This window comes from Streptomyces purpurascens (genome assembly GCF_045040895.1).
Taxonomy (GTDB): Bacteria; Actinomycetota; Actinomycetes; order Streptomycetales; family Streptomycetaceae; genus Streptomyces; species Streptomyces purpurascens.
This window is the reverse complement of record NZ_CP108341.1, coordinates 8160583-8186665: the sequence shown is the minus strand read 5'-3', so window position 1 is coordinate 8186665 and position 26083 is coordinate 8160583. Positions and strand designations below refer to the sequence as shown.

Genomic DNA, 26083 nt, shown 5'->3' with positions numbered 1-26083 from the left:
GCATCAGTCCTTGTCTCGCAGCACGCGGAACTGCAGCACGGTCAGCGCGACGATGAGGACGAAAATGACGTAGCCGGCGGCCGACGCCATCTCGTAGTTGCCGTTGCCGAACTGTTTGTAGGCGTACAACGTCGCCGACAGGGTGGAGTCCAGCGGTCCGCCATCGGTCATCACGAACGGCTCGTCGAAAAACTGCAGATAGCCGATGCCGGTGGTCACGGCGGTCAGCAGCAGGGCCGGCCGCAGGAGCGGGAAGGTGACCCGCCAGAACCGCTGCCAGGGCCCGGCGCCGTCGAGTTCGGCCGCCTCCATCAGGGACTGGGGTACGGACTGCAGACCCGCCAGCATGATGATCATGACCGTGCCGAGGTTGCGCCACACCGCCATCACGATCATGACGGGCAGGGCGAAGCGGGTGTCCGCCAGCCAGGCCGGACCATCGATCCCGAACCAGCCCAGGACGAGGTTCGCCAGTCCCGCGCGAGGTTCCAGAAGCGTCTTCCACACCACGGCGACGGCCACGATGCTGGTGATCACCGGCAGGTAGAAGCCGACCCGGAAGACGGCCCGGAAGCGGCGGATGCCCCGGTCGAGGGCAACCGCCGCCGCGAGCCCGGCGGCCAGGGTCAGGGGCAGGGCCACCAGGACGAACACGGCCGTGTTGCGCAGAGCCGTGAAGAACTGCGGGTCCTCAAAGAGGCGTACGTAGTTGTCGAAGCCGACGAACGACACGCTCAGCGGTGTGCGCAGGTCCGCGCTCTTGGTGTCGGTCAGGCCCATCAGCAGCGACCACACCACCGGCAGCAGCATGAAGGCCAAGAACAGCGCGAGGAACGGGGCGGCGAGGACCCAGGCGGCCCGGGCCTGCCTGCCGCGCGCCGTGCTCCGGAGCCCGGAGTGCCGGCGATCGGCACTCCGTTCCGACCCTGCGGTGCCCTGGTCGTGGGTGTCGCCCCGCTCAGGGAGCGTTTTCGTGGACATGGATGTCATCCGTCCGTACGAGGGATACTCACGCGGCGGCGCTCAGCGGCCGGTGCCGATGCTGGTGGCCTTGGACTGCAGCGTTTTCTGCACCTCGGCGACGGTGGCCTTGCCGAGGGTCAGCTTCTCCAGTTCGGAGTCGATGGTGTCGGCGATCTGCTGCCAGGTCGTGATGGCGGGCGGCGCCTTGCTGACCTCGAGCTGTTCGGCGAACGCCTTCAAGTTCTCGTCCTCGGTCAGCTTCCCCTCGGTCCACGCCTGGGGCGAAGGAGGCAGGCTGCCGGTGGCCTTGGAATAGGTCGCGAGGTTGGCGGGCTCGGTGAGGAACTGGGCGAACTTCCAGGCCGCGTCGGGGTTCTTGGCCTCCTTGAACACCGCCAGGTCGGTGCCGCCGGCGAACCCTGCGGGCTGCTCGGTGTACGGCATCGGCATGGTCTTCCACTTGCCGTCCAGCTGCGGGGAGTCCTTGTGGAAGGTGCCGCCGGCCCACGCGCCCTCCTGGTAGACGGCGGTCAGCCCGTCCTGGAAGCTCTGCACGTTGTCCGCCCTGTCGGTCGGCGCGAGGCCCTGCTTCGGAACGCTTGCGTAGTTCTCCAGCGCCTTGGCGACCTCGGGCGTGTCGAAGGTGAACTTTCCGGTCCTGGCGTCGTAGATGTCACTGCCCTGCTGCCAGACCATCGGCAGCCAGAAGATCCAGGAGTTGAAGCCCATCACCAGCCCGCTGGCATGGCGCAGCTTGGGGTTCTCCTTGCCGGCGGTGGCCTGGATAGCCTTGAGGTCCTTCAGGTATCCGTCCCAGTCGCCGGCCAGGGCGCCCTTGATGCCGGCCTTCGCCGTGAGATCGGTCCGGTAGTAGACCGCTTGCGTGTCGGCGATGAACGGGACGCCGTACGAGGTGTTCTTGTACTTGGTGGTGTCCCACTGGCCGGGGTAGAAGTCCGAGGACTTGATCGACGTCGGGGTGGCCTGGAAGCCGTTCAAGGCGGCCATCTCGGCCATCCAAGTGCTGCCCACCATGGACATGTCCGGTGTGTTGCCGCCGGCTATCGAGGTGGTCAGCTTGTCGTGGGCGCCGTCCCACGGGACCGCGGTGATCTTGACGTCTGCGTCCGGGTTTTCCTGCTCGAACTTCTTGGCCAGCTCCTTCAGGTCTTCGTCGGGGTCACCCAGGGACCACATGACCACCGTCCCCTTGGCCTTGCCCGCGCCGATCTCGGCGGGGGCATCGTCGCCGGGACCTGAATCCTCGCTCCGGCCGCAGCCGGTGGCCACGAGGGCTGCCGTGAGGGTGACGCACAGGGTCTGGACGGTTCTGACAGCGTGACGGGTGGTGATACGCATGATGCGGCTCCTTGCCGTTGAGCGAGACAGGCGCGGGGGGGCGGCGAAGGGTAGGAAGGGGCGGGCGCCCGGATGGGCCGGCCCACGAGTGGGCAGCGTCTGTGGTGACAGCGGCGGCGGTCCCTCGCGGGTCGCGGTGGGAGCGTCCGACGCGGAGTGGGTAGCGGCCGAGCGGCGTGTGCCAGGCGCCCCTTCGGTGTCCCGGATCGGGAACGCGCGGGCGCAAAGTGCATGTGGGCGGTGCCGCGTGAACGCAGGCGCAGCCGCCCTGAGTTGTGAGGAAGGCGAGGCCCGAAGAGGTTCGCCGATGTTTCAAGGAGAGGAGGGGCGGTGCGTCACCGGCAACGCACCGCCCGGCCCGCGAGGCGCCGTCATTCGCTCATCGCGATGACGTCGCGTCAGTTCGAGCCCGGCTCTAACGTCGAGCCGCGGACCACGAGGCTGGTGGGAACGATGCGCGAGGGAGCGGCCTCCGGCGATCTGCGCACGTGGTCGAGCAGCAGACGAGCCGCCGCCTCACCCATTTCCCGCATCGGCTGACGGATGGTGGTCAGCGCCGGATAGGTGTACGACGCCACCTCGACGTCGTCGAACCCCACCACGGCGACATCCCGCGGAATCTTGAGGCCGGCCTCGTGCAGGGCCGCGATCACGCCGGCTGCCAAGGGGTCGTTGTGCCCGAAGACCGCGTCGAACTCCACGCCGTCCGCGAGAGCTTGCGCCACCGCGCTCCGGCCGTCGTCGAACAGGAAGTCGCCGCAGATGATTCTGCGCGGGTCGAGTTCGATCCCGGCCTGCGCATACGCGTCGACGAAGCCGCCCAGCCGTTCCTGCGTGCACCCGTACTCATCAGGACCGGTCACCACCAGAGGGCGACGGCGGCCGATGTCCAGCAGGTGGCGCGCCGCCTGCTCACCGCCCTCCCGGTTGGTGGTGGCCACGTAGGGGAATCCCGGCCGCTGGAAGCGGTCGTCGATCAGCACCACCGGCAGTCCGGCCTCGTGCAGTTCCGTGATGGATCCCAGGGCCCCCTCGGGCTCTATCACCAGCAGCCCGTCGAACGACTTGGCAGCGACCTGCAGGCCCAGCCTGCGCAGTGACTCCTCACCGCGGTTCCAGGTCAGGATCCGCAGCCCGAAGCCCTCGGCCTCCAGCGTTTCGACGACCGCCTGCACTATGCCGGCCCAGGCCCAGGCCAAGTCAGGGACCAGCATGCCGATCATCTGTGTCGTGCCGCGTGCGAGCCCCACTGCCCCGGCGCTCGGCACATAACCGAGTTCCGATATCGCCTTGCGGACCTTCAAGACGGTGTTCTCGTTGATCTCGCCCTTGCCGTTCAGCACCCGCGAGACCGTCGTCTTGCTGACCCCGGCCCGCCTGGCCACGTCGGCGATAGTGACTCCCATGTCACCTCCCCTCCCTTCCTACAGAGGCGGAAGACTTCCCTCCCGCACCGAAGGGGCGATCGTACAGAGCCTCGTGGAACCGGTACCGGAATCGGTCCCGGAACCGGTTTCGGTAGCGGTTCCGGCAGTGAAGCACCGAAAGGCCCGACCGGTCAACAGGCCGGAAACGACTCGTTCACCGGCCCGTCTCGGCGTCGACGATGAGGCCGAAGCCTGCCGGGCGGCCCCCACCCCGCCCCTCTGACCTGGGCGGTCACGGAACCCGAGACGGCCGCTGCCAACGGGTCGGCGCGGTTCGCGACCACCGACGACAGCCGATGAACTGCCGGTCATGCCGGAGCAATCGCGCCCGGACCGTTGACGCGGAGGCCGGATTGGGCTTCATAATCGGGCACTCGCTGTCATCGATGACACAAGTCAACGATGACACCCTCGGCCGACGGCACGGAAGCCTGCATCGGCCTGGGGTGCACTTTTCGGTCCGTCGCGCAGAAGCCGCAGTCACCGCTGCGTGGACGGCCGCGGGACTAGGAGACACCATGAGCTCTGCACGCGTATCCCGGCATGCCCGCATACGGATGACGGCGGCGGTCGCGACCGTCTGCGCCCTGTCCGCAGCCCCGCTGGCCCCCCAGGCCGTCGCCGCCGACACCCCGGCCTACGCCGAGACCTACAGACCCCAGTTCCACTTCACTCCGCAGAAGAACTGGATGAACGACCCCAACGGGCTCGTCTATTACCAGGGCGAGTACCACCTCTTCTACCAGTACAACCCCAACGGCAACACCTGGGGCGACATGTCCTGGGGGCACGCGGTGAGCAAGGACCTCGTGCACTGGAAGGAGTTGCCGCTCGCCCTGTCGCACGACGACGAGGAGATGGTGTTCTCCGGCAGCGCGGTCGTCGACTGGAACAACACCACCGGCTTCGGCACGAAGAAGAACCCGCCCATGGTGGCCATCTACACCAGCGCCTACAAGAACGGCGGCAAGCAGGCCCAGTCGCTCGCCTACAGCACCGACCGCGGCCGCACCTGGACCAAGTACCGGGGCAATCCCGTGATCGACATCGGCTCCAGCAACTTCCGCGATCCCAAGGTCCAGTGGTACGCGCCGACCAAGAGCTGGCTGATGACGGTGTCGCTGTCCGCCGAGCACAAGGTGCGGTTCTACTCGTCGAAGAACCTCAAGGACTGGGAGTTGCAAAGCGAGTTCGGACCGGCCGGTGCGACGGGCGGCGTGTGGGAGTGCCCCGACCTGTTCCCCCTCGCCGTGGACGGGGACAGGAAGAACATCAAGTGGGTCCTGGTCGTCAACATCAACCCCGGTGGTATCGCGGGCGGTTCGGCCGCCCAGTACTTCATCGGCGACTTCGACGGCAAGAAGTTCACCGCGGACGACAAGGGCACGTACACCCCGCCCACCGGGAATGTCGTGCAGGACTTCGAGGGCACCGGCTTCGGTACGTGGACGAGCACGGGCACCGCGTTCGGCCAGGGACCGGCGGCCGGGGCGGTGGACGGGCAGGGGGCCGTCGAGGGCTTCGACGGCAAGGGCCTCGCCAACAGCTTCCACGGCGGTGACGGCGCCACCGGCATCCTCAGCTCCCCCTCCTTCACCGTCGACAGCCCCTACCTGAACTTCAAGATCGGTGGCGGGCGGCATCCGCACGAGGCCGGGACCGTCATGGACAGCACTCCGCCCGAGGGCACGGTCCTCGCCGACTTCGAAGGCGGAACGTACGGCGACTGGACGGCGACCGGGGACGCTTTCGGCACCGCACCGGCTACCGGCACCCTCCCCGACCAGGGACAGGTATCCGGCTTCGTGGGAGACGGGCTGGTCAACACCTTCCGGAACGGCGACTCCACCACGGGCACCCTCACGTCAGCCGAGTTCACCATCGACAAGAAGCACATCAACTTCCTCATCGGCGGCGGCAATCACCCGGCCGGCTCCGACAACCCGACCGCCGTCGAGCTCCTCGTGGACGGCCGGGTCGTCCGCAGCGCCACCGGAAAGGACGCCGAGGCACTCAACTGGGCCTCCTGGGACGTCAGCGACCTCGCCGGCAAGCAGGCGCGGATCAGGATCGTCGACGACAACACCGGCGGCTGGGGCCACGTCAACGTCGACCACATCATGCTCTCCGACAGCCAGGCCCAGCGCGTCTCCCAGGAGACGTCCGTCAACCTGATCGTCGACGGCAAGGTCGTCCGCAGCGCGACCGGCGCCGACAGCGAGACCCTGGACTGGGCCTCCTTCGACATGCGCCCGTACGCCGGCAAGAAGGCGCAGATCCAGGTCGTCGACATGAACACCGCCGGCTGGGGCCACGTCATGGCCGACCAGTTCACGGCCGCTGACAAGCCCGCCAAGTCCGTCGTACAGCGCGCCGACTGGGCCGACTACGGCAAGGACTACTACGCGGCGGTGTCCTGGGAGAACGCGCCGGGCGGCAAGCGCTACATGATCGGCTGGATGAACAACTGGGACTACGGCCAGTCCGTCCCCACCTCCCCCTGGCGCGGCGCGCAGAGCGTTCCCCGGGAAATGTCACTGCGCACGATCAACGGCCAGGCCCGGCTGACGAGCAAGCCGGTGGACAGCCTGGAGTCCCTCCGGCAACAGCACCCGGCGACGGCGTCAGGCGTCACCGTCAAGAGCACCTCCAAGCCCCTGATCGGCCCCACGGCCAAGGGCAAGGCACTCGACATCGAGGCGACCTTCTCCCTCAAGGACGCCGAACGCTTCGGCCTGAAGGTGCGCACCGGCGCGGGCGGCGAGGAGACCGTCATCGGCTACGACACCACGACGCAGGAGCTGTACGTCGACCGCACCCGCTCCGGAGCCGGGGACTTCAACAGCACCTTCCCCGGCGTCCAGACAGCACCCCTGAAGCCCAAGAACGGCAAGGTCAAACTGCGGATCCTCGTCGACTGGTCCTCCGTCGAGGTCTTCGGCGGCAACGGCGAGGCCGTGATCACCGACCAGATTTTCCCCGACCCCTCCAGCACCGGCGTCGAGGTCTTCGCCGAAGGCGGCACCGCCACCCTCGACCACATGCAGGCGTGGCAGCTGAAGTCCATCTGGCGGTGACGCGCCGGGGTCCGCGCGCCGGTCGGCCAGGAGCCGCTTCCGGCGCGCGGGCTCAGAAGTGGGTGGTGATCCCGAAGGTCTGCCGGAGCCGGGCCATGTCGTGACGGTCGTGATCAGCAGGTTCATATCCCTGGTGGAAATAGACCTGCTGCTCGGGCGACAGGCACGGGACGGTGGCCCCGAGGATCGTGCCAGTGACGAAACACGAGGCGGGATAGGCGAACGGGTGCTCCGCGTCGGGTGACGCCTGCACGGCGGATCCGTCCGCGGCAAAGACCAGCGGGTGAAGATCGATCTCCCGGTCATGAGGACCGGTGACGACGAACCGTACGGGGCGCCAGTCGAGGGTCTCGACGAAGCCAGCGTCCGCGAGAGCCGCCACGACGTCAGCTTCCTGGTCCTCTCGGTGCATCAGGTCCAGGTCGCGGTGCAGGCGGGTTTGCTCGCCGACCAGGGCGTCGATGCCCCAGCCGCCGCCGATCCAGATGTCGACGTCCGCGTTCCGCAGCACTGCAAGGATGGACAACACATCGTCGGCCGTCATCACCTTGCGCACGCTAGCGGTGATCACATGGGCGGGCGAGTGGATTTATGTGCGGTCAATCTCCTCGAGGAACGTCAGTACAGAGGCGTCCTCCTCGATCAGTGGGATGAGGGCGGCGTTGAACGGGGCGCCGTACGGGGCGTTCAGGTGTGCCTTGAAGGCGTCCTCGTCCCGGTAGACCTCGAAGATCCAGTAGGCGCGCGGGTCGGTCGCCTTGGTGTAGACGTCGAAGGCCAGGTTTCCTTCTTCTTCGCGCACTTTCAGGGCGTAGTCCCGGATCAGGCGAGCGACCTCGTCCTCTGCTCCCTCTCGGGCGGTGAACTCGGCGAGCAGGGTTTTCGTCATGGTTTCCTGTCCTTTCAGTGGGTGGAGTCAAGGTGCCGGACGACGGCCTTGTCCGTCGGGAACGGCGCCATCTGGTCGTGCCACGGCGGGTTCGGGCCGGCGACGGAGCAGGTCAGGGCCGCGACCTGTGTGGCGAACAGGCAGGCTGCCTCGACATCGCCGAGACGCAGGTCCGTCAGCCTGCCGCCGAGGAGTCCGCGGGTGCCGAGGTGGTGCAGCAGTCCGGCGGTGAAGGAGTCCCCCGCGCCGACCCGGTCGACGACCGGTGTCGCCACCGCCGGCACCTGCACCCGTTCCCCGTCGAGTGAGGCCAGCGCGCCGTCTGCGCCGCGTGTGATCACGACGAGCCGCGCTCCCGCCGCATGCCAGGTGTCGCACGCCTGCTCGGGCGGCGTTCCGGGCAGGAGGAGTTCCAGGTCGTCCTCGCTCAGCCGCAGCACATCGGCGAGGCCGCACCAGCGCGCCAGCCGGGCACGGTAGACCTCGGGACGTACCAGGAGGGGGCGGACGTTGGGGTCGATGCTGATGGTGGCCCGGGGAGCGGCCGCCGCCAGGAAGTCCTCCACCACGCCTGCCCCGGGTTCCTTGACCAGGGCCAGTGACCCGGTGTGGACGCAAGCGGTGTCAGTCAGGTCCACCGCGGCCAGTTCCGCGCTGGTCCACTGCCAGTCGGCGGTGGCCTGGGCGTGGAAGGAGAACGTGGCCTGCCCATGGGCGTCCAGCTCGGCCACGGCGAGCGTGCTGGGCTCGGCGGCCTCGACGGCGTGCGAGAGGTCCACGCCCGATGCCGCGAGGTGGGCCCGGAAGAGGCGGCCGAACACGTCACCGGACAGCCGTGCGAGGAAGCGGGCCGGAGTGCCGAGTCTGGCCAAGGCCACCGCCGTGTTGGCGGGTCCGCCGCCCGGCAGCACGCGCAGGGCGAGTTCGTTCCGGGCACGCGCGGGTTCGGTGAACGCGTCAGCGACGCACTCTCCCAGGACGGTGATCTGGCGCGGGCTCATGGGCTGCTCTCCTCTTGGAACGCGCCTTCTTGGAACGCGCGGAGCGGAAACGGGCATGACCCGGGCATGCCGGCGAACGGCCTCGGGCGGGCGACCGCCGAGGGGCGTTGCCGATTTGTGACGAGTGCAAGGCATTGACGTTGCCGGGGAACCGAGTCCATCATCCTCGCCAGGCAGTGTCAACGATGACATAGGTCATCGTTGACATCGCGGGACGGCATGCCCCGCTGCCGGCCACCCGCCCGACATCCCGCTGGAGTCGTTCATGTCACGCATCTCTCGTCTGCCCTCCTCCTTGCTCAGAGCCGCTGCGTGCACGGGTGTCGCAGCGCTCGCCCTGACCGCCTGTGGATCCGGATCCGGATCGGGCAGCGCGAGCACCAGCTCGGGCGAGGTCAAGGTCGGCCTCATCACCAAGACCGACACCAACCCGTTCTTCGTCAAGATGAAGGAAGGCGCGGAAAAGACCGCGAAGGCCGAAGGCGTCAAGCTCATGACCGCGGCCGGCAAGTTCGACGGAGACAACGCCGGTCAGGTCACCGCCATCGAGAACATGGTCGCCTCCGGCGTCAAGGGCATTCTGATCACCCCCAGTGACTCGAAGGCGATCGTGCCCGCGCTCGAGAAGGCCCGCGCCAAGGGCGTCCTGGTCATCGCACTCGACACCCCGACCGAGCCGCAGAGCGCCGTCGACGCTCTCTTCGCCACGGACAACGTCAAGGCCGGCGAGCTGATCGGCGAGTACGCCAAGGCCGCGATGAAGGGCAAGACCGCGAAGATAGCCGCCCTCGACCTCGCGCCGGGCGTCTCCGTCGGCGTCCAGCGGCACAGCGGATTCCTCAAGGGCTTCGGCGCCACCGACAAGGACGTCGCCTGTGCTCAGGACACCGGCGGCGACCAGTCCAAGGGCCAGACCGCGATGGAGAACTGCCTCCAGAAGGAACCCGGCATCAACGTCGTCTACACGATCAACGAACCGGCCGCGCTGGGCGCGTACACCGCGCTGAAGGCCAAGGGCCGGGAAAAGGACGTGCTGATCGTCTCCGTCGACGGCGGCTGCACGGGCACCCAGGCGGTCAAGGACGGCAAGATCGCCGCGACCTCGCAGCAGTACCCCCTCAAGATGGCCGCCGAGGGCGTCAAGGCCGTCGTGACCTACGCCAAGGACGGCAAGAAGGCGTCCGGTTACACCGACACCGGCGTCACCTTGATCACCGACAAGGCGCAGGACGGCGTCACGTCCAAGGACACCGCCTACGGCCTGGAGAACTGCTGGGGCTGAGCCGCCGCCCCCAGCTGCCGCCGTTCGACACCCCTCAGCGGGGCGGCCGGCCCCTCCTCCCCGACCGAGGACGGCCGCCCCCTCGTCCTCCTGCCGTCCGACAACGACTGACCAGTCCTGACAAGGACTTGTGTCTTCCGACAAGGACCTCGCATGACTGCCACGTCCACGCCACCCTCCACGTCCACACCGTACGCGGAACTCAAAGCACCGACCCCGGTCCGCAGACTGCTCACGCAACCGACCACCGGCCCGCTGGTCGCCCTCCTCCTGGCCTGTGCCTTCTTCTCCGTCTCGAGCGACCAGTTCCTCACCGGCGGGAACTTCTCGCTGATCGTGCAGCAGGTCATGGTCGTCGGCACCCTCGCCATCGGCCAGACCCTGATCATCCTCACGGCGGGCATCGACCTGTCGTGCGGAGCGGTGATGGCGTTCGGCAGCATCGTGATCGCCAAGATGGCCGCCGAGGGCTCCCTGCCCCCGCTCGCCGCGATCGCGCTGGGCCTTGTCGTCTGCGGCGGCTTCGGCATGCTCAACGGCGCGTTGGTGCAGAAGATCCCGCTGCCGCCGTTCATCGTCACCCTGGGCATGCTCAACGTGGCGTTCGCGCTGACGCACATCTACTCCGAGGAGCAGACGGTCACCAACCTGCCCGGCCCGCTGACGGCTCTCGGGCAGACCTTCCCGCTCGGCAAGACCGACATCACCTACGGCTCGCTGGTCACCATCGCCCTGTTCCTCCTCCTCGCCTACGCGTTGAGCAGCACCGGCTGGGGCCGGCACGTCTACGCCCTGGGCAACAGCCCGGAAGCGGCCCGGCTGAACGGCATCCGGACCTCCCGGCTGACCATCGGCGTCTACACCGTGGCCGGCATCCTCTACGGCATCGCCGCCCTGCTGCTCGTCTCCCGCACCGGCGTCGGCGACCCGCAGGCCGGGCAGACCGACAACCTGGACAGCATCACCGCCGTGGTCCTCGGCGGCACCAGCCTCTTCGGCGGACGCGGATCGGTCCTGGGCACGTTCATCGGCGTCCTCATCGTCGGAGTCTTCCGCAACGGCCTGCAGCTGATGGGCGTCGCCTCCATCTACCAGACCCTCATCACCGGAGTCCTGGTGATCCTCGCGGTGACCGTCGACCAGATCTCCCGGAAGAAGGCCCGTTGATGAGCGCCACCTCCTCCCCCACTCCTGTCCTGCAGGCCCGCGGTCTGGTCAAGCGCTACGGTCACGTCACCGCCATCGACGGCGCCGACTTCGACCTGCTGCCCGGCGAGGTCCTCGCCGTCATCGGTGACAACGGCGCCGGCAAGACCAGCCTCATCAAGGCCCTCACCGGCGCGGTGGTACCGGACGAGGGCGAGATCCGCCTCAATGGCAAGCCGATCCAGTTCTCCGGGCCGCAGAGCGCACGCGCCCACGGCATCGAGACGGTCTATCAGGACCTCGCCGTGGCAGCTTCCATGGACATCGCCTCGAACATGTTCCTGGGCCGCGAGCTGCGCCGCCCGGGCATCCTCGGCAGCGCCTTCCGCATGCTCGACAAGAAGCGCATGCGCCAAGAGGCCGCCGAGCACATGGCCGACCTGAAGATCGGACTGCGCTCGCTGACCCAGGCGGTCGAGACCCTCTCCGGCGGACAGCGGCAGGCCGTCGCGGTCGCCCGCGCCGTCGCCTGGGCCCGCAGCGTCGTCGTCATGGATGAACCCACCGCCGCCCTCGGCGTCAAGGAGTCCGGACAGGTCCTCGACCTCATCCGCCGCGTCCGCGACAAGGGCATGCCGGTCGTCCTGATCAGCCACAACATGCCCCATGTCTTCGAGATCGCCGACCGGATCCACGTCCACCGGCTGGGCCGGCGTGCCGCCGTGATCAAGCCCTCCGACTACTCCATGGCTGAGGTCGTCGCCATCATGACCGGCGCACTCACCGTCGACGCGGCCGGAGATACTGTCGTAGCGGATTCCGCGGCGGCGAAAGCCGCCGGAGTCCAGGCCACCTGACAGCTCAACCCCGCTCTCGCATGTTCCGGCCGAGGCCGCGGCCGGAACCCGAGAGCACTCAGGAGACGGTTTCCTCCCATGGCAGCGAGACGCCGCCCCACCCTTGCCGATGTCGCACGAGAAGTCGGCGTCAGCGCCAAGACAGTCTCCCGTGTCCTCAACGAGGACGGACCCGTCTCGGCGCAGACGCGGGAACAGGTACTCGCCGCGGTGGCCAAGTTGGGCTTCCAGCCGAACCTCATGGCCCGCAACATCCGCGTCGGCGGTCCGGACACCACCATCGGACTGGTCATCCCCGACCTCGCCAACCCGTTCTTCGGAGCCGTGGCCCGCGCCATCGAGGACACGGTCCGCGAACGCGGACTGACCCTCCTCATGGGCTCGTCCGCGGACGAGCCCGACCGCGAACGCGCCCTGACGGACAAGTTTCTCGCCCGGCGCGTCAGCATCCTCATCGTCGTGCCGTCCGTCGGCGCCGACCACTCCCACCTCAAGTCCCACCGCACGGCGGGGCTGCCCATCGCCTTCCTCGACCGCCCGGGGGTCGGCCTGCCCACGGACAGCATCGTCAGCTCCAACCGTGCCGGAGCCCAAGAAGGCGTCGCCCACCTCATCGCCCACGGGCACCGCCGCATCGGATTCGTCGGCGACCTCCCCACCAAGCTCTACACCCGCCGCGAACGCCTCGCCGGATACCGCGCGGCCCTGCAAGAAGCCGACATCCCCTACGACCGCGCGCTCGTCGCCAACAGCCACGACCAGCCAGGCGCCGAGGCCGCGACCGCCCAACTCCTCGCACTGGCCGATCCCCCCACCGCCCTGTTCGCCGGAAACAACATCATGGCGCTGGGCATAGTCGCCGAACTCGCCCGCAGCAAGCGCAAGGACGTAGCGGTCGTCGCCTTCGACGACGTATCACTCGCCGAGGCACTCGAACCGGCCCTTACCGTCGTCGCCCAGGACCCCGAAGAACTCGGCCGCACCGCCGCGGCCACCGCCCTGGCCCGCCTCGACGGCGACCGCTCCCGGGCTCGCACCATCACCGTCCCCACCCGGCTGATCGTCCGGGGCTCGGGGGAGCAACCTGCACCCAAGCCGTAGACGGGATGCCTCTGCTTTCGAGGGCCTCATCATCGTGGTGCCTCGACAACCCAGCATTGACCAAGATGTGGCCCGATCAGTCGACTTCCCTCCTGTTCTGAGTGCTGGACAGTTTTCAGGGCTGTGTCCGCGTCGTTTGTTTTGTAGTGACTCCGGCGCGCTTGATATTGGCGTCGTCGGCGCCACCTTGACCAGTGCAGGACGTGGTCGACCGGGGTGGGGCGGCGGTCGGTGAGGCGGGTGTGGCCATGACGTGGAACACGTCTGCCTGCTCCAGCTCGAACCGCCAGCCCTTGCTGTAGCCGTAGGCGGCGTCCGCCGTCACCCAGCTGAACGGGACCTTGTCGGCGATGGCCCGGCGGACCATCGCCTTGGCCATGGCCACCTTTGTCTCGAAGGCGACACTGTCGTCGATGCCGGCCCGGCGGCAGCGCTCCCGGTCATCCGTCCAGGAGGTGGGCAGATACAACCGCCGGTCGAGCAGCGTGCGTCCACGGCCGGTGGCGTAAGCGAGGAACACACCGATCTGGCAGTTCTCGGTGCGCCCGGCGGTGCCGGAGTACTGCCTTTGCACGCCGGCCGAACGAATGCCCTTCTTCAAGAACCCGGTGTCGTCGACGATCAGGACGGCCTCGCGGTCGCCGAGGTGTTCCACCACGTAGTCGCGTACGTCGTCCAGGACCTCGTCGGCATCCCACTCGATCCGGTTCAGCAGCCGGTGGATGCGATCGGGACCCGCGTGACCGGCCTCCTCCGCCAGCGTCCAGCCGTTCTTCCGCTCCAGCGGCGCAACCAGCCCCCGCATATAAGCCAGCGCCGACTGACGCGGCTCCTCCCGGTTGAACCGGTGCACGAACCGCTCATGCAGAGCACCCAGTTTGGCCGGAGATGCAGTAGCCGCGCTGGAAGGCGTCCTGGTCGATGAACGCCTGCTGCAGAGGGTGCACTTGCTCTCCCTTGGCCAGGCCCTCGATGGTGGTGACCTCGGCGCCCTCCAGGCGGACCGCCGCCAGGGTCAGGCAGGAGTTCACCGGCGGCCGTCGACCAGGACGGTGCAGGCGCCGCAGGCACCAGCGTTGCAGCCTTCTTCGAGCCGGTCAGGTTCAGGCGCTCGCGCAGCAGGTCCAGCAGCGAGGTCCGGTTGTCGACCGTAACGGTGGGGTCAGATCCCTCTCGCTGTCGATCACAGGTTGGTTGTACGTCGGGTCATCGCAGTCCGGGGTGACCCACCTCGGTCCGCCGCTGACGAGTGGCGCGCACTGCGCCCTCGCCGCGTGAACAGACCCGGCGTGTCCGTAGCGCGGGGCAGCACACACGCCCTCCGACATTCCGACGCCGGACAGCGCCCCCGCGTCCTGCCGAAGCCTTCCGTCAGTCCTTGCCGACGACGACCACTTCGTCCTCGACCATCCAGCGGCGCCGCTCGGCTTTGGGCGGGTTGATCCGCACGCCGTAGCCCGGACTCGTCGAAGAGTCGTCGTGACTTCGGTAGCCGATGGCGCATTCGCCGCGATGACGTGCCGCGGCCACGACTGTGGCGAAGGACGTCTCACACCCTGGCAGCACGTAGTCGGTGGCCGGCCGCAGGCGAACCCCGGTGCCGTCGGCGGAGAACAGTTCCTCGAACACCGCTGCCAAGTGCCGGTTCTGGGAGATCTGCGCCATGAGCAGGCCGATGAGCTTGCCACTGATGATCACGTCGGCTCCGGGGCTGATGGGGGCCAGCGCCCGGTTGCGGTCGTCGATCAGTTCGGTGACAACCGGCAGTTCGCGCCCGGTGGCTTCCTCCAGTTGACGCAGAAGCAGCAGGGTGACGAGCGTGCGATTGTCGGGGTCGTCCTGCGGCTGCCCGGGAGCGGGGTCCTGGCCGAGCACGATCACGCTGTCGTAGGAGTGAACTTCCAGACGCCGCAGGGTCTCGGGACGGGTGATGTCCCCGTGGTGCAGTGTCAGGATCAGGTCGGTGCCGCTCTGCGTGTCGGCCTCGCTCACCTGCCGGGCTGTCACTTCACGACCGTCCGCCACCACGTCGACGGCTGATCCGGGCTGGGCGCGGCGGCGCAACTGGTCGACTATGAGCGGCGCTCGGCGATTCCAGCCCAGCAGGAGAACCCGCTCAGGTCGCGCGGGCGTCGAAGGGCCGGATGCCATCGCCGCCTTCTCGACCAACTCCGCGCAGTCGTCCAGCCAGGCCGTGTCGTCGTCACGGGAGATGACGATGAGCAGGTCGTCCGGAGCGATGGGCGTCTGCGGTGGCGGGTTGAGCAGGGGGGTGTCTCCTCGCACCATCCCGACGACGCTGGACGTCGGGTAGGACAGCAGCGCGTCGGCAAACGGGCGGCCGGCCAGGGCCGCCTCGCTGATCAGGTAGAACTCGTCGCCGGCGAAGTCGAGGAGTTCCTGGTGCACGAGGGAGAGCCCGGGGCGCCGCGCGGCCTGGACGATCAGCCGGGCGGTGACGGTGTCGCTCTCCAAGACCACGCCGCCCGGTCCGGCGGCGAGGCAGGCGGCCAGGCGGTAGCGGTCGTCCCGGACCGCGGCGACGACGGGCGGACGGGAACCCTCCCCGGCCAGGGCTGCCCTGAGCGCCAGCAGCGTCTTGACCACCTCGGCGTCGGCGTCTGGCTCGTCGTGGGGCAGGACCAGCACGACACCGGCCGTGGCCGGGCTGGTCAGGGTGAGCACGGCCGGGTCGGTGGTGGGGCCGCTGCGGCAGATCAGCCGCGTACGGCCGACGGGACCCACCTTCGTGCTCAGGGCCTCCTCCATGGCGGTCTTGTCCCGGTCGGCCAGCACGGCCACCGCCGCCCGCCGCTGGTTGGCGTTGGCGGCCACCAGCTCGCTCACCACTGTGAAGACCTGCTCCGACCACCCCAGGACCACCGCGTGCCCTTGTTCGAGCACAGTGGAACGGCCCCTTCGCAACTCGGTGAGCCGCTCCGTGAGCGCCGTCGTGATCAGGCCGACGAGCGTCGAGACGTACAGCAGAGCGACCAGTGCGAGCAGCACCGACATCGTCACTCGCAGCGGCGCCCCCGTCGCACCGCCCAGCCGCAGTGTCTCCCCGGTGAGGCGCCATACCTCCGTCAGCCGGTCCGCCAGGGGCGCCGGCGCGTCGGGGTCGGTCCACACCAGCACCGCGCTGGCCGGGACGACGATGGCCAGACACAACAGCGCCATCCAGCCGACGAGAGCGGGGGCACCGCGGGCCAGCGTGCTGTCGAACCAGTAACGGGCTCTGTCACCGAACGGAGTGCGCCGCTGCGCCACCCTTCCCCCTCCGCCGCCCCGCACTCTCATGGGGCCTGCGCAGCGCCGCGTACGCGCTGCGCCGCGCAGGCCCGCCGAGAGCACGGATGTGAATACGCATGTGGCAGTGTCGGGGATCGATCACGGCGGCAGACGGAGTTCGCTCAGCATTCATCCCTTCGGGTTTCCCGAGCCGTCCACGTCGGCGGACCTGCTGTGACGTCAGGGTTTTTCGCCGTCTTCGCTCCTTCGAGTCAACGCCGGAGCGAAGGGCGGACGCCTGGTCACGGCCGCCAGTACAAAGGCCGCCATGACTGAAGATCACGCGGTGGTGCACTCAGACGGCGGCTTCTCCCGGCGGAGCTTCGCGGCGGTGGCCGGCACGGCCACGGTTGCGACGGCCCTGACCGGCGGTGTCTCCGCGGCCCGGCCCGCCACGGCCGCCCCCAGCGCCGGCCGTGGCACCGACTTCGACCGGTGCCTGGCCGTCGCTCGGGCGCTGCTCGTACTGGACTCCGACAACCGCCCCCTCGTCCCGCGCTACCAGCGCGTCCTTGAAAAGGGCCTGCCGGCTCAGCGGCGGACACGCCCGAAGAACGTCCTGGTCATCGGCGCCGGTCCGGCCGGGCTGGTGGCTGCCTGGCTGTTGAAGAGGGCAGGTCACCGGGTGACGGTGCTGGAGGCCAACGGCAACCGCGCGGGCGGACGCGTCAAGACCTTCCGCAACGGCGGCCACGAACACGCCAAGCAGCCCTTCGCCGATCCCCGCCAGTACGCCGAGGCGGGCGCGATGCGCATTCCCGGCAGCCATCCCCTGGTGATGGAGCTGATCGACCAGTTCGGCCTGAAGAAGCGGCGTTTCCACTACGTCGACGTCGACAACGAGGGACGTCCCGCCAACCGCACCTGGATCCACGTCAACGGTATCCGCATGCGGCGCGCCGATTACGCCCGCGCGCCCCAGCGCGTGAACCGGTCCTTCGGCGTCCCCAAGGCCCACTGGGACACCCCCGCCGCCGCCATCCTGCGCTCCGTGCTGGACCCGGTGCGCGACGAGTTCAGTTACGTCAACCGCGACGGCAAGCGGGTCGACAAGCCGCTCCCGGAGCGGCTGCGGGGCTGGGCCCGCGTGGTGCAGCGGTTCGGTGACTGGTCGATGTTCCGCTTCCTGACCGAGCACGCCGGCCTCGACGAGCGGACCATCGATCTGATCGGCACCCTGGAGAACCTCACTTCACGCCTCCCTCTGGCCTTCATCCACAGCTTCATCGGCTCCTCCCTCATCAGCCCCGACACGCCCTTCTACGAGTTGGAGGGCGGCACGGCCGTACTGCCGGATGCCCTCCTCGAACGCGTGCGCAAGGACGTGCGGTTCGACCGCCGTGTCACGCGCATCGAGTACCACCACCCCGACCGCCCTTCGCCGGACGCCGAGCACGTCCGGGGCAAGGGCCCGCACGTATGGGTGGACACCGTGTCCGAGGGCCGCGACGGTCCCGTCGTACGCGAGCAGTTCACCGCGGACGTCGCCGTGGTCACGGTGCCGTTCTCCGGACTGCGTCACGTACAGATCGACCCGCCCATGTCGTACGGCAAGCGCCGCGCGGTCTGCGAACTGCACTACGACAGCGCGACCAAGGTGCTGCTGGAGTTCAGCCGCCGCTGGTGGGAGTTCGACGAGGCCGACTGGAAGCGCGAGCTGAACACCGTCGACCCGGGCCTGTACGACGCCTACCGCACCGGCCGCGCCGTCGCAGACGGCAGCCTGCTCGGCACCCATCCCTCCGTGCCCGCCGGGCACATCACAGCGGGTCAGCGCACCCACTACGCCGCCAACCGCGCGATCGCGCGCGACCAGCCGGAGGCGGTCGACGTCGTGGGTGGCGGCTCGGTGTCGGACAACGCCAACCGGTTCATGTTCCACCCCTCCCATCCGGTTCCGGGCAGCGCGGGGGGTGTGGTCCTGGCCTCCTACAGCTGGGCGGACGAGGCGCTGCGCTGGGACTCCCTGGACGACGAGGCACGGTACCCACACGCTCTGTGCGGCCTCCAGCAGGTCTACGGCCAGCGCATCGAGGTTTTCTACACTGGCGCGGGCCGCACGCAGAGCTGGCTGCGCGACCCTTATGCCTACGGGGAGGCGTCCGTGCTCCTGCCTGGGCAGCACACGGAGTTGCTGCCCGCCATCCCCCTGCGCGAAGGGCCGTTGCACTTCTCCGGGGACCACACGTCCGTCAAGCCGGCGTGGATCGAGGGAGCCGTGGAATCCGCCGTGCGTGCCGCCTTGGAGATCCACACCGCCTGAGCCGCATGGTCCGCTGGGCCACGACGCAGGCGCAGGCCCCGGCGCACCGGCGCCGGGGCCATCGGTTCCCGCGAGGCGACTTCATTGCCGTCCGCTTCCGGCGTATCCGCCGTCGGTGGCGATGTCGGTCGCCCCACCGCGATTGCACACCCCCAACCAGCGTCTGCACACCCCAGCCGTCAACAAGAACTGCCGCAGGATGACGAGCTGCCGCAGGACGACGAGCTGCCGCAGGACGACGAACTGCTGCCGGAGCAGGAGGAGGAACCGCCGCAGGAAGAACCGGACGGCGAGCTGTCGCAGGCGTCACCCGCGGCGTACCAGGACGAATCGCTGGACGCGGTGCCAGCGCCTCCTGGCGCTGAGGCCGCACCCGTACCGCTGCTCGTCGGCCACGCCCCGTACCCCTGCCCACTCCCCCGGCCGTACCCGGACGCCTGCCAGCCCAGATCGTCCCAGGCCCGCCGCCAAGCCCGACGCACAAGCCAGGCACACAGCACAGCCATCGCCAGCACGGCAACGGCCACCACGACCAAAGCAGTCACGACCACTTCCCCCCTCCACCGGGCCAGGCGCACCGGCTGCCCGGACGATGCCCCCCGCCCTGGCGACTTCAATCTCCCCTTGAGCAAGCCAAGAGGTTCCCTCACCAGAGCCAGGTACACGCGGCTCGCACCCCGAACCGCACGCCGCCGACTGTGGGTGACGGCCCCTCTGAGTTCCGCTGCGTGCGGTGTGCACGCTGCTGAGCGGCCGGGGCCGGTCGCGTTTCCCGGGCAGCCCGGCGGCTTGGGGGGGGCAAGCAGAAGGGTGCGGCCCTCGTCTCAGGCGAGTCATACGTCACCGGTGAAGCGATCGGCCGGCCCCTGGGCGGTCGGCGGCTTCCCCGTGGCAGGGCGAGTCCTGGCCTGGCCAAGCCCCTCGGCATAGGCGGGATTGCCGCTGAGGGTGATTCGGCAAGCGCCGCGGGTGTTGAGAGGCCGACGGAGGCTCGCCCCTGTCGGGTCGCGCGACATGCCCACGCTGTCGACGCCGCTGCACCCGGCATTTGGCCGTGACGCGGTGATCGGCCTGCGCGCGCGTACGGCCACGTATTCACCCGGGGGGCGAATGCGCATTCACTCCGTCATCTGCCCTGCCGGGGCCCTCAGTGATGTGCGTATTCAGCGACCGTCTACTGACACGGATCGCGGCGGGCTCCTGCATCGGGCGACGCCGTCCGCTTCTTCTCCGCACAGATTTGCGTGAGGCGCTCGAGCGCCTCGTCCTGAGTGCCGTAACCGGGTCCCCTGCGCTGCTTCCCGAGAGCGCCCCTGAAACGGATGGTGGGGATGCGAACACCGATTCTGCCTGCGCAACCGCAGTTCTTGAAAAGGGACCCCATGCCGCGGGCGAGCATTCGAGCTACTGGCGAGCCCTCCGAGCGGGAGCCAGGCACCTCTGCCCAGGTCACCCCGTCATGGCGATCACCCGGTCAGCAAGCCGGGACGCCTTCGTGGCCCACACTGACCGTCTACTGACCCGAGCGGCTCCACAATGCCTCTGACCTGCATAGATAACCGAACGCTAGATCTTGGACTTGAACATGGTTCGCAACATCGGAGCACTCCAACAGGTAGGCTCCCTGCCTGCGTTTTTGCAGTTCAAGGGCTATTTTCGCACCCTACAACGAGTCGCGGATCCGGGCAGCTGTCCCTGGGTTTCTCAGGACTCACGCTGACCGATGCCGACTTTGACGGCGCATCAGGCCTCGGGAGGGGCGCTCGGGGTCGTCCTCACGTCCCGGAGATGTCCCTCGCGAACGGCCACGATCAGCGTACGGAAGGGCCCCCGAAAGACTCTCGTGACGATCGCCACAGCAGGGCTCGACCACACCACCATCAGGTCGAACAAGATCCGTCGTCTGATCCCGGCGGCGCGCAACACAGCCGCGCATCGCCACGGCTTGCAACAAGGGCGAGGCACGGCATTCATCGACGCGCCATGGCGCCGACTGTCCGCGAGCGGGCGAGATCCATTCGCCGCGCTGGAAGCCGCGGTGACCGCGGCTCGCCTATGCCGCCAACACTGTCCACGACGGACGGCCCCCGCTCGCCCGCGTGGACGGCGTGCGCCTCCTGTGCCATGGGACGGCAGGTCCCGTACCGGCTGCCCTCCGGGCGCTGTCACGTGATCCCCGTACTCGCATCCCCGTACTCCGGTGACAGCGGCGCGAAGGCGCGGGAGTCGGTCAGGATGTCCCCTGCGACATCGTCTGCCGTGCCCAAAGGCTCCGGCGTAGGCTTCGGTTCGCACGGACACGGGGGACGGATCACATGAAGGCCGAGACGACACCACGTTGGGCATCGACCCTCGACGCGGTCGTGGTGTACGCGCAGGGTGCGCTCTGCAGCCGCGTGGCCCGGGGCACCGTGCCGCCGAGCGGCCGGGTACGGGTGACAGGACTGCCTCGCGCGATGGATCCGGGCTCGGTGCGGGCCCGCGTCATCGGCGCCTCCGGGGTGCGGAGCACCGAGGCCCGGGTGGAGATCGACGCCGAGCCGCTCGACACGGGCACGGCCGACGAGTTGCAGCGCGAGGCGGAGCGGCTGCGTGACGAGTACGCGGAGGCGAGGGGGCGCCGGGACCGGCAGCTGAGCCTGATCAAGGAGGTCACGGCTCTGCACCCGGTCCCACCGGCCCGCAGGCGCGAGGATGCGCACCGCGTCACCCCGGCCGACGCGTGGCTCGAACTCGCTGACTTCGTCGACGAACGGCTGACGGGACTGCACGCCCGTCTCGTCGAGCTGGAGGAGGCGCTGCGTCTGGTCGAGCACGAACTGACGGTAGTAGAGGACAGGTTGACCCGCGCCTCCACCGACACACCCTCAACGCACGTGCGGACGTCGGTCAACGCGGTGCTGAGCCTGGACGGCACCGGTGAGGCGGAGGTGGAGCTCGAGTACATGGTGCCGGGCGCCGTCTGGGTTCCGGCCTACCGTCTCACCCACCGGCAGGGCGAACTCGACGGCCGCCTGGTGCTGCGTGCCTCGGTCGCGCAACGCACCGGTGAGGACTGGAACGGCGTGCGCATCGCTCTGGCCACCGCCGACCTGTGGCGCCGTACCGACCTGCCGAAGCTCCATTCGATACGGATCGGGCGCCGTCAAGCCGCGCCGGCTCCCTCTGGCTGGCGTGAGCCCCCGGCGGGGCTCGCCGACCTCTTCACCGGGTACGACGCCGCGGGCCCCCGCCCCGTTTCGGCCCGCGCGGGTACGCCCGTCGCCGTTGCTGCCGTGAGTGGGCTGTCGTCCGGTCCCGTCGCGCCGCCGCCGGTACCGCAGGGCTACGGCGGGCCGCCTGCCGAGCCCGGGGGCTCCGGCGGCGCTTTCCCCCAGGTCCCCCAGGCCTTCGACGGCGGGATACACGACCTGGCCCAGCCGGCCCGGTCGCGGACCGGCAGTAGGCCGCGTGCGGGCGGTGGGTTCCCCCCGGCGCCCGCCGTCATGGCGCCCGCTGCTCCGGGCGCGGCCGTGCCGCCACCGCCCGCGCCACCGATGGCCGGTCCTGCGTCTGTCCCAGCGGCGGCCGGTGCGCCGCCATCGCCTCCACGACCGGGACCGGTGGCCGCCGGTCCGCCACAGCCGAGCGGCGCCGAACTCGACTACGCCGCTCTCGTCCTGACCGGACCCGACGAGCAGGGTGACCGGCGCGGACGGTTGTTCCCGGAGGCTCCCTTCGACCCGGTGGCGGCCGAGTACCGTCGCCGCGCCGAATCAGTGGCCGGGCTGCCCCTGCCCCAACACGCCGTGCGGCCCCGCGAGTCGGCGGGTTCCTTCGACCACCGCTTCGATGCCGTCGCCCGCGCCGACATCCCCTCGGACGGCACTTGGCACACCGTCACCGTGACCGAGATCCCCGTGGAGCTGCGCACCGACTACCTCTGTGTGCCGTCCGTGGAGCAGACCGTGTACGCGACATTGCTGCTGTCCAACACCACCGACCAGGCGCTGCTGGCCGGTCCGGTGGAGGTCACCGTCGACGACGACTACCTTGTGACCGCCGCACTGCCCACCCTCGCCCCCGGAGGTGTCCGACGGGTGGGGCTCGGGCCGGCCGAGGGCGTCCAGGTCATCCGCCGCACGAACCTGCACGAGTCGACCTCCGGCCTGCGCAACAACACCACCGTGCTCGACCACCGCGTCCAGGTGGAACTGGCCAACCGGCTCGCGAAGCCCGTCACCGTCGAGGTCCGCGAGCAGGTACCGGTCACCTCCGATCCGGACGTCCGGATCGAGGAACGGGCCGACTGGACGGCACCCGAGGAGGACGCGGGGCGCGATCACCATGCCCCGGGCACCCGCGTCTGGCGGGTGAGCCTGTCCGCCGGTGGGAGCGCCACCCTCCACGGCGGCTACGAGATCCGCATCCCGGCCGGCAAGGCCCTGGTCGGCGGCAACCGCAGGAGCTGACACACCATGTCCACGGCGCTGAAGCCGATGCCCCTCCCCGTCACCGCCGTCACCTGCCTGGAGGACCGCGCCCACATCGAACGCGCCACCGTGCTGGACCTGACAGCCGGAGTCCAGCGGCTGCGTCTCGGGCCGGTCAGTGGGCTGGCCGTCGACCGTACCCTCCACGCCGAGCTGACCGGCGATCACCGCGCGACCGTGCTCGACGTGCGGATCGTCCGCAGTTGGACGCCGCGCGGGCCGCGGCCGTCCACCGACGACTCACCCCTGCGCCTGCGCGTGCACGCACTCGAAGAGGAGCGGTTCGCCCTGGAGCAGCGGCGCGACCGGCTGCGCGCCCGTACCGACCTGCTCGGCCGTCTCGCCGCCGACCTGCTTCGGGAGATCGGCGAGGGCGCCGGCTTCGGGGAGACGGACAGGTCCCGCTGGGCCCGCGAGCTGGACCGGGTGGATGGCGAGCGCGACTCGTACGGTCAGCAACTGCACACCGTGGAGGCCCGGTTGGCCGTCCTCGCCGTCGAGCTCAGGGAAGCCGAGCGAGCCCTGGGCTCCTCCATGGAGGAGCCTGCCGAGCTGGTCGGCCACATCGAGCTGGCCGTGCGGTCCGAAGCCGCCGGGCCGGTCGGGCTACGGCTGACCCACCTCACCCCGTGTGCGTTGTGGCGGCCCGCCTACCGGGCCGTGCTCGACGGGGACGCGCTGACGCTGGAGACCGACGTGATGGTCTGGCAGCGCACCGGCGAGGACTGGTCGGACGTACGGCTGACGTTCTCGACGGCCAGGTCGGCGATGGCCACCGAGCCACCACGGCTGGGGGAGGACCGGCTGACGCTCAAGGAGCGCTCCGCGGCCGAGCGGCGCACTGTCGACGTGGAGATGCGCGAGCAGGAGATCGCAGAGCTCGGCCCGGCCGCGGTGCTCGGCCTCCCCGGCGTGGACGACGGCGGCGAGGCGCGCGTGCTGCACGCGTCCGCGCCCGTCTCCGTGCCGTCGGACGGCCGCGCCCACCGGGTGCCGCTGTCCGTCTTCAGCACAGCCGTGAGCAGTGAGTACGCCTGTTCACCCGAACTGTCCCCGTTGGTCACGCAGGTGGTGGGGTGCGACAACGCGTCCGGTCACGCACTGCTCGCCGGGCCCGTGGACCTGGTCCGCGACAGCGGATTCAGCGGCCGCGGCACGCTGGACTTCACCGCACCCGGCGCCCCCGTCGAACTCGCCTTCGGCAGCTGTGACGACTACCGGGTGGTGCGGCAGGCCGAGGAGTCCCGCGACACCACCGGGATCACCCAGCGGACCGTGGTCACCCGCACGGTTCACCTGCACGTGTCCCGGTTCTCCGCCCCCGGGGAACAGGACCGACGGATGGTCGTCCTGCGGGAGCGGATCCCGGTCTCCGAGATCTCGGCGGTGGAGGTACGGCTGCGCAAGGAGGCATGTTCCCCGCTGCCCGACGTGGTCGACGCCGAAGGCATCGTCCGCTGGGACGTCCCCCTTCCGCCCGGCGGCAGGCGCACGGTCACGCTGGTCTACGAGCTGTCGGCGAACGCCAAGGTCGCCGGGCTCTGAGCGGATCCAGCCGCCCGTGGATCGCTCGGTCCGGCCGCTCGGTCAACGGGCGTACCGGACGCCCAGCCAGGGCGCACGGTTGGCGATGAGCCCCACGCAGGGTGTGCACCGCTTTCCGCCTTGACGTGGTTCTCGTAGCGGACGTTCAGCGCGAAATCGCGCGGTGGGTGACCGCACACCGCTGTCGGCGATCACGATATTGGTTCGGGTTCGGGGTGTCGGCGTGGCAGGCTGTGCCTTCTTACTGTCCGATCCCAGGAGGTCATCATGACTGGCGAGTCTTCATCGCACGAAGGTCCGGAGCCGGTCGAGTCCGAGAGCTCTCCTCTCACACCCGAGGAGGAGGGCAACGAGGACCTCAAGCGCAAGTTCCGTGAGGCTCTGGAGCGTAAGCGCAGCGAGCAGGTGCAAGGTGCCGCGCACGCGGATGCGTCGAAGATCCGCGGCACGCACGGTCCGGCCGCGAGCCAGCGGTCGTTTCGGCGTAAGAGTGGCGGCTGATTGTCGCTTTTGACGTACGGGCCGGGCAGAGCATCTGGCGGCGACCCCTCGCGTTCTGGCGGACCGAAGCTACGCAGCGCAGTACGGCTGCCAGCAGATCGGCGCCCAGCGCCGTCAGATCGGGCAGATTGAGGGTGTGACGGACGTAGCGACCGTGCCGCCAGGCCGTGAGCAGGCCCACGCGGCGCAGGGCAGCGAGGTGGCGGGAAACCTCCGGGGGTGAGAGTTCCCAGGCGTGGGCCGGCTCGCCGTCCGGACTCACCTTCGAGGAGGCGGCGACGGTACCCGTGACCGCGCTCACCGCACTCCAGGCGGTTCGCGACAAGGCCAAGGCCCAGGAGGGCCGGCAGGTCCTGATCACTGGAGCCGCCGGTGGCGTAGGCACCTTCGCCGTCCAACTCGCCCACGCCCCCGGCGCCCGGGTCATGGCCGTCGCGAGCACCCCCGAGCTCGACGCCGTACGAGCGCTGGGCGCCGACCACGTGATCGACTACACGTGCGAGGACTTCCCTGCCGGCCCGCGACGCTACGACGCCATCATCGACATCGCGGGGCAACCGCGGTCTGCGGGATCTGCGCCGGAGACTGCCGCAGCCGTCCGACCCCTTCCCTCGTACTGCGGCGCTACCTCGGTGTGTACGAACGCAATGAGTTCCGCAGTGCGGATGTACTCCGCGACGCCCGCAACCTCGGACTCCCCTTGGACCTGCTTCGGCAACTCATGGGAGCCCCGACCGACCAGGCCGAAAGCCTGACCACATCCCTCGGACGCCCCGTACACAGCGGTGGGTACGGCGATCGCGCGCGGGCAGGCGCAGAGCGGACGCAGTGCGTTTCTCGGACTTGGGCACCGCACAGGCCCCCAGGGCCCGGGCGAGAGCGGAAGCTGCCACCGGTGGCTCCTAGCGG

Annotated in this window: 16 protein-coding genes and 4 pseudogenes; 10 read left to right on the top strand and 10 right to left on the bottom strand. The window is 69.4% G+C overall.

What is annotated here, in order from left to right; translation table 11 throughout:
- Positions 1-3 precede the first annotated feature (3 nt).
- The 3 genes from OHU35_RS37150 to OHU35_RS37140 form a co-directional block, all read right to left on the bottom strand.
- On the bottom strand, positions 4-990 hold the full coding sequence (locus OHU35_RS37150) for a carbohydrate ABC transporter permease (protein WP_405508426.1): 987 nt from the start codon (positions 988-990) through the stop codon (positions 4-6).
- A gap of 33 nt (positions 991-1023) precedes the next feature.
- Entirely contained in the window at positions 1024-2322 is a 1299-nt protein-coding gene (locus OHU35_RS37145) for an extracellular solute-binding protein (RefSeq protein WP_405508424.1), read from the bottom strand.
- A gap of 398 nt (positions 2323-2720) precedes the next feature.
- Positions 2721-3728, bottom strand: coding sequence for a LacI family DNA-binding transcriptional regulator (locus OHU35_RS37140; RefSeq protein ID WP_189722534.1), 1008 nt, complete (start codon positions 3726-3728; stop codon positions 2721-2723).
- A 539-nt stretch (positions 3729-4267) separates the two neighbouring features.
- Between OHU35_RS37140 and OHU35_RS37135 the strand changes: the two genes are divergently transcribed.
- Complete coding sequence (locus OHU35_RS37135) at positions 4268-6826, top strand: GH32 C-terminal domain-containing protein (protein ID WP_405508422.1); 2559 nt, start codon at positions 4268-4270, stop codon at positions 6824-6826.
- A gap of 52 nt (positions 6827-6878) precedes the next feature.
- On the opposite strand, the gene OHU35_RS37130 is transcribed toward OHU35_RS37135, so the two are convergent.
- The 3 genes from OHU35_RS37130 to OHU35_RS37120 are packed head-to-tail and all read right to left on the bottom strand — an operon-like array spanning position 6879 to position 8716.
- Positions 6879-7370: a nucleotidyltransferase domain-containing protein gene (locus tag OHU35_RS37130; protein ID WP_031135433.1), complete on the bottom strand. Its 492-nt coding sequence runs from the start codon at positions 7368-7370 to the stop codon at positions 6879-6881.
- 45 nt (positions 7371-7415) lie between these two features.
- Complete coding sequence (locus OHU35_RS37125) at positions 7416-7715, bottom strand: putative quinol monooxygenase (RefSeq protein WP_189587843.1); 300 nt, start codon at positions 7713-7715, stop codon at positions 7416-7418.
- A 14-nt stretch (positions 7716-7729) separates the two neighbouring features.
- Positions 7730-8716 (bottom strand): carbohydrate kinase, encoded by a 987-nt coding sequence (locus OHU35_RS37120; protein WP_405508420.1) that lies wholly within the window; start codon positions 8714-8716, stop codon positions 7730-7732.
- Positions 8717-8981: 265 nt separating this feature from the next.
- On the opposite strand from OHU35_RS37120, the gene OHU35_RS37115 reads away from it, so the two are divergent.
- The 4 genes from OHU35_RS37115 (at position 8982) to OHU35_RS37100 (ending at position 13102) form a co-directional block, all read left to right on the top strand.
- Positions 8982-9998: a sugar ABC transporter substrate-binding protein gene (locus OHU35_RS37115; RefSeq protein ID WP_189722537.1), complete on the top strand. Its 1017-nt coding sequence runs from the start codon at positions 8982-8984 to the stop codon at positions 9996-9998.
- 153 nt (positions 9999-10151) lie between these two features.
- Positions 10152-11165, top strand: a complete 1014-nt coding sequence (locus tag OHU35_RS37110; RefSeq protein ID WP_189722538.1) for an ABC transporter permease — start codon at positions 10152-10154, stop codon at positions 11163-11165.
- Positions 11165-12001 (top strand): ATP-binding cassette domain-containing protein, encoded by an 837-nt coding sequence (locus tag OHU35_RS37105; RefSeq protein WP_189722539.1) that lies wholly within the window; start codon positions 11165-11167, stop codon positions 11999-12001. The genes OHU35_RS37110 and OHU35_RS37105 overlap by 1 nt, the downstream gene beginning before the upstream one ends.
- Before the next feature lie 78 nt (positions 12002-12079).
- Positions 12080-13102 carry a LacI family DNA-binding transcriptional regulator gene (locus tag OHU35_RS37100; protein WP_189722540.1) on the top strand — a complete coding sequence of 341 codons (1023 nt, stop codon included), beginning with the start codon at positions 12080-12082 and terminating at the stop codon, positions 13100-13102.
- Positions 13103-13328: 226 nt separating this feature from the next.
- Here the strand turns inward: OHU35_RS37100 and OHU35_RS37095 are convergent.
- The 3 genes and pseudogenes from OHU35_RS37095 to OHU35_RS37085 all read right to left on the bottom strand — a co-directional run.
- Positions 13329-13979, bottom strand: a pseudogene (locus tag OHU35_RS37095) (IS701 family transposase); the annotation flags it as partial.
- Position 13980: 1 nt separating this feature from the next.
- A pseudogene (locus tag OHU35_RS37090) lies at positions 13981-14272 on the bottom strand ((2Fe-2S)-binding protein); the annotation flags it as partial.
- 201 nt (positions 14273-14473) lie between these two features.
- A complete protein-coding gene (locus tag OHU35_RS37085; protein WP_189722541.1) occupies positions 14474-16372 on the bottom strand; it encodes a CASTOR/POLLUX-related putative ion channel in 1899 nt (632 codons plus the stop codon).
- A gap of 289 nt (positions 16373-16661) precedes the next feature.
- Between OHU35_RS37085 and OHU35_RS37080 the strand changes: the two genes are divergently transcribed.
- From OHU35_RS37080 to OHU35_RS37060, 5 genes and pseudogenes are all read left to right on the top strand, one after another.
- Entirely contained in the window at positions 16662-18656 is a 1995-nt protein-coding gene (locus tag OHU35_RS37080) for an FAD-dependent oxidoreductase (protein WP_189722542.1), read from the top strand.
- A gap of 2315 nt (positions 18657-20971) precedes the next feature.
- The gene (locus OHU35_RS37075) at positions 20972-23107 is read left to right on the top strand and encodes a DUF4139 domain-containing protein (protein WP_405508417.1); all 2136 of its coding nucleotides are present in this window, start codon (positions 20972-20974) and stop codon (positions 23105-23107) included.
- 6 nt (positions 23108-23113) lie between these two features.
- Positions 23114-24673, top strand: a complete 1560-nt coding sequence (locus OHU35_RS37070) for a mucoidy inhibitor MuiA family protein (protein WP_405508415.1) — start codon at positions 23114-23116, stop codon at positions 24671-24673.
- A 267-nt stretch (positions 24674-24940) separates the two neighbouring features.
- Positions 24941-25174 (top strand): DUF5302 domain-containing protein, encoded by a 234-nt coding sequence (locus OHU35_RS37065; RefSeq protein WP_189722545.1) that lies wholly within the window; start codon positions 24941-24943, stop codon positions 25172-25174.
- A gap of 425 nt (positions 25175-25599) precedes the next feature.
- Positions 25600-25692 (top strand): annotated as a pseudogene (locus OHU35_RS37060) (hypothetical protein); the annotation flags it as partial.
- A 56-nt stretch (positions 25693-25748) separates the two neighbouring features.
- On the opposite strand, the pseudogene OHU35_RS37055 reads toward OHU35_RS37060, so the two are convergent.
- A pseudogene (locus tag OHU35_RS37055) lies at positions 25749-25916 on the bottom strand (GNAT family N-acetyltransferase); the annotation flags it as partial.
- Positions 25917-26083 lie beyond the last annotated feature (167 nt).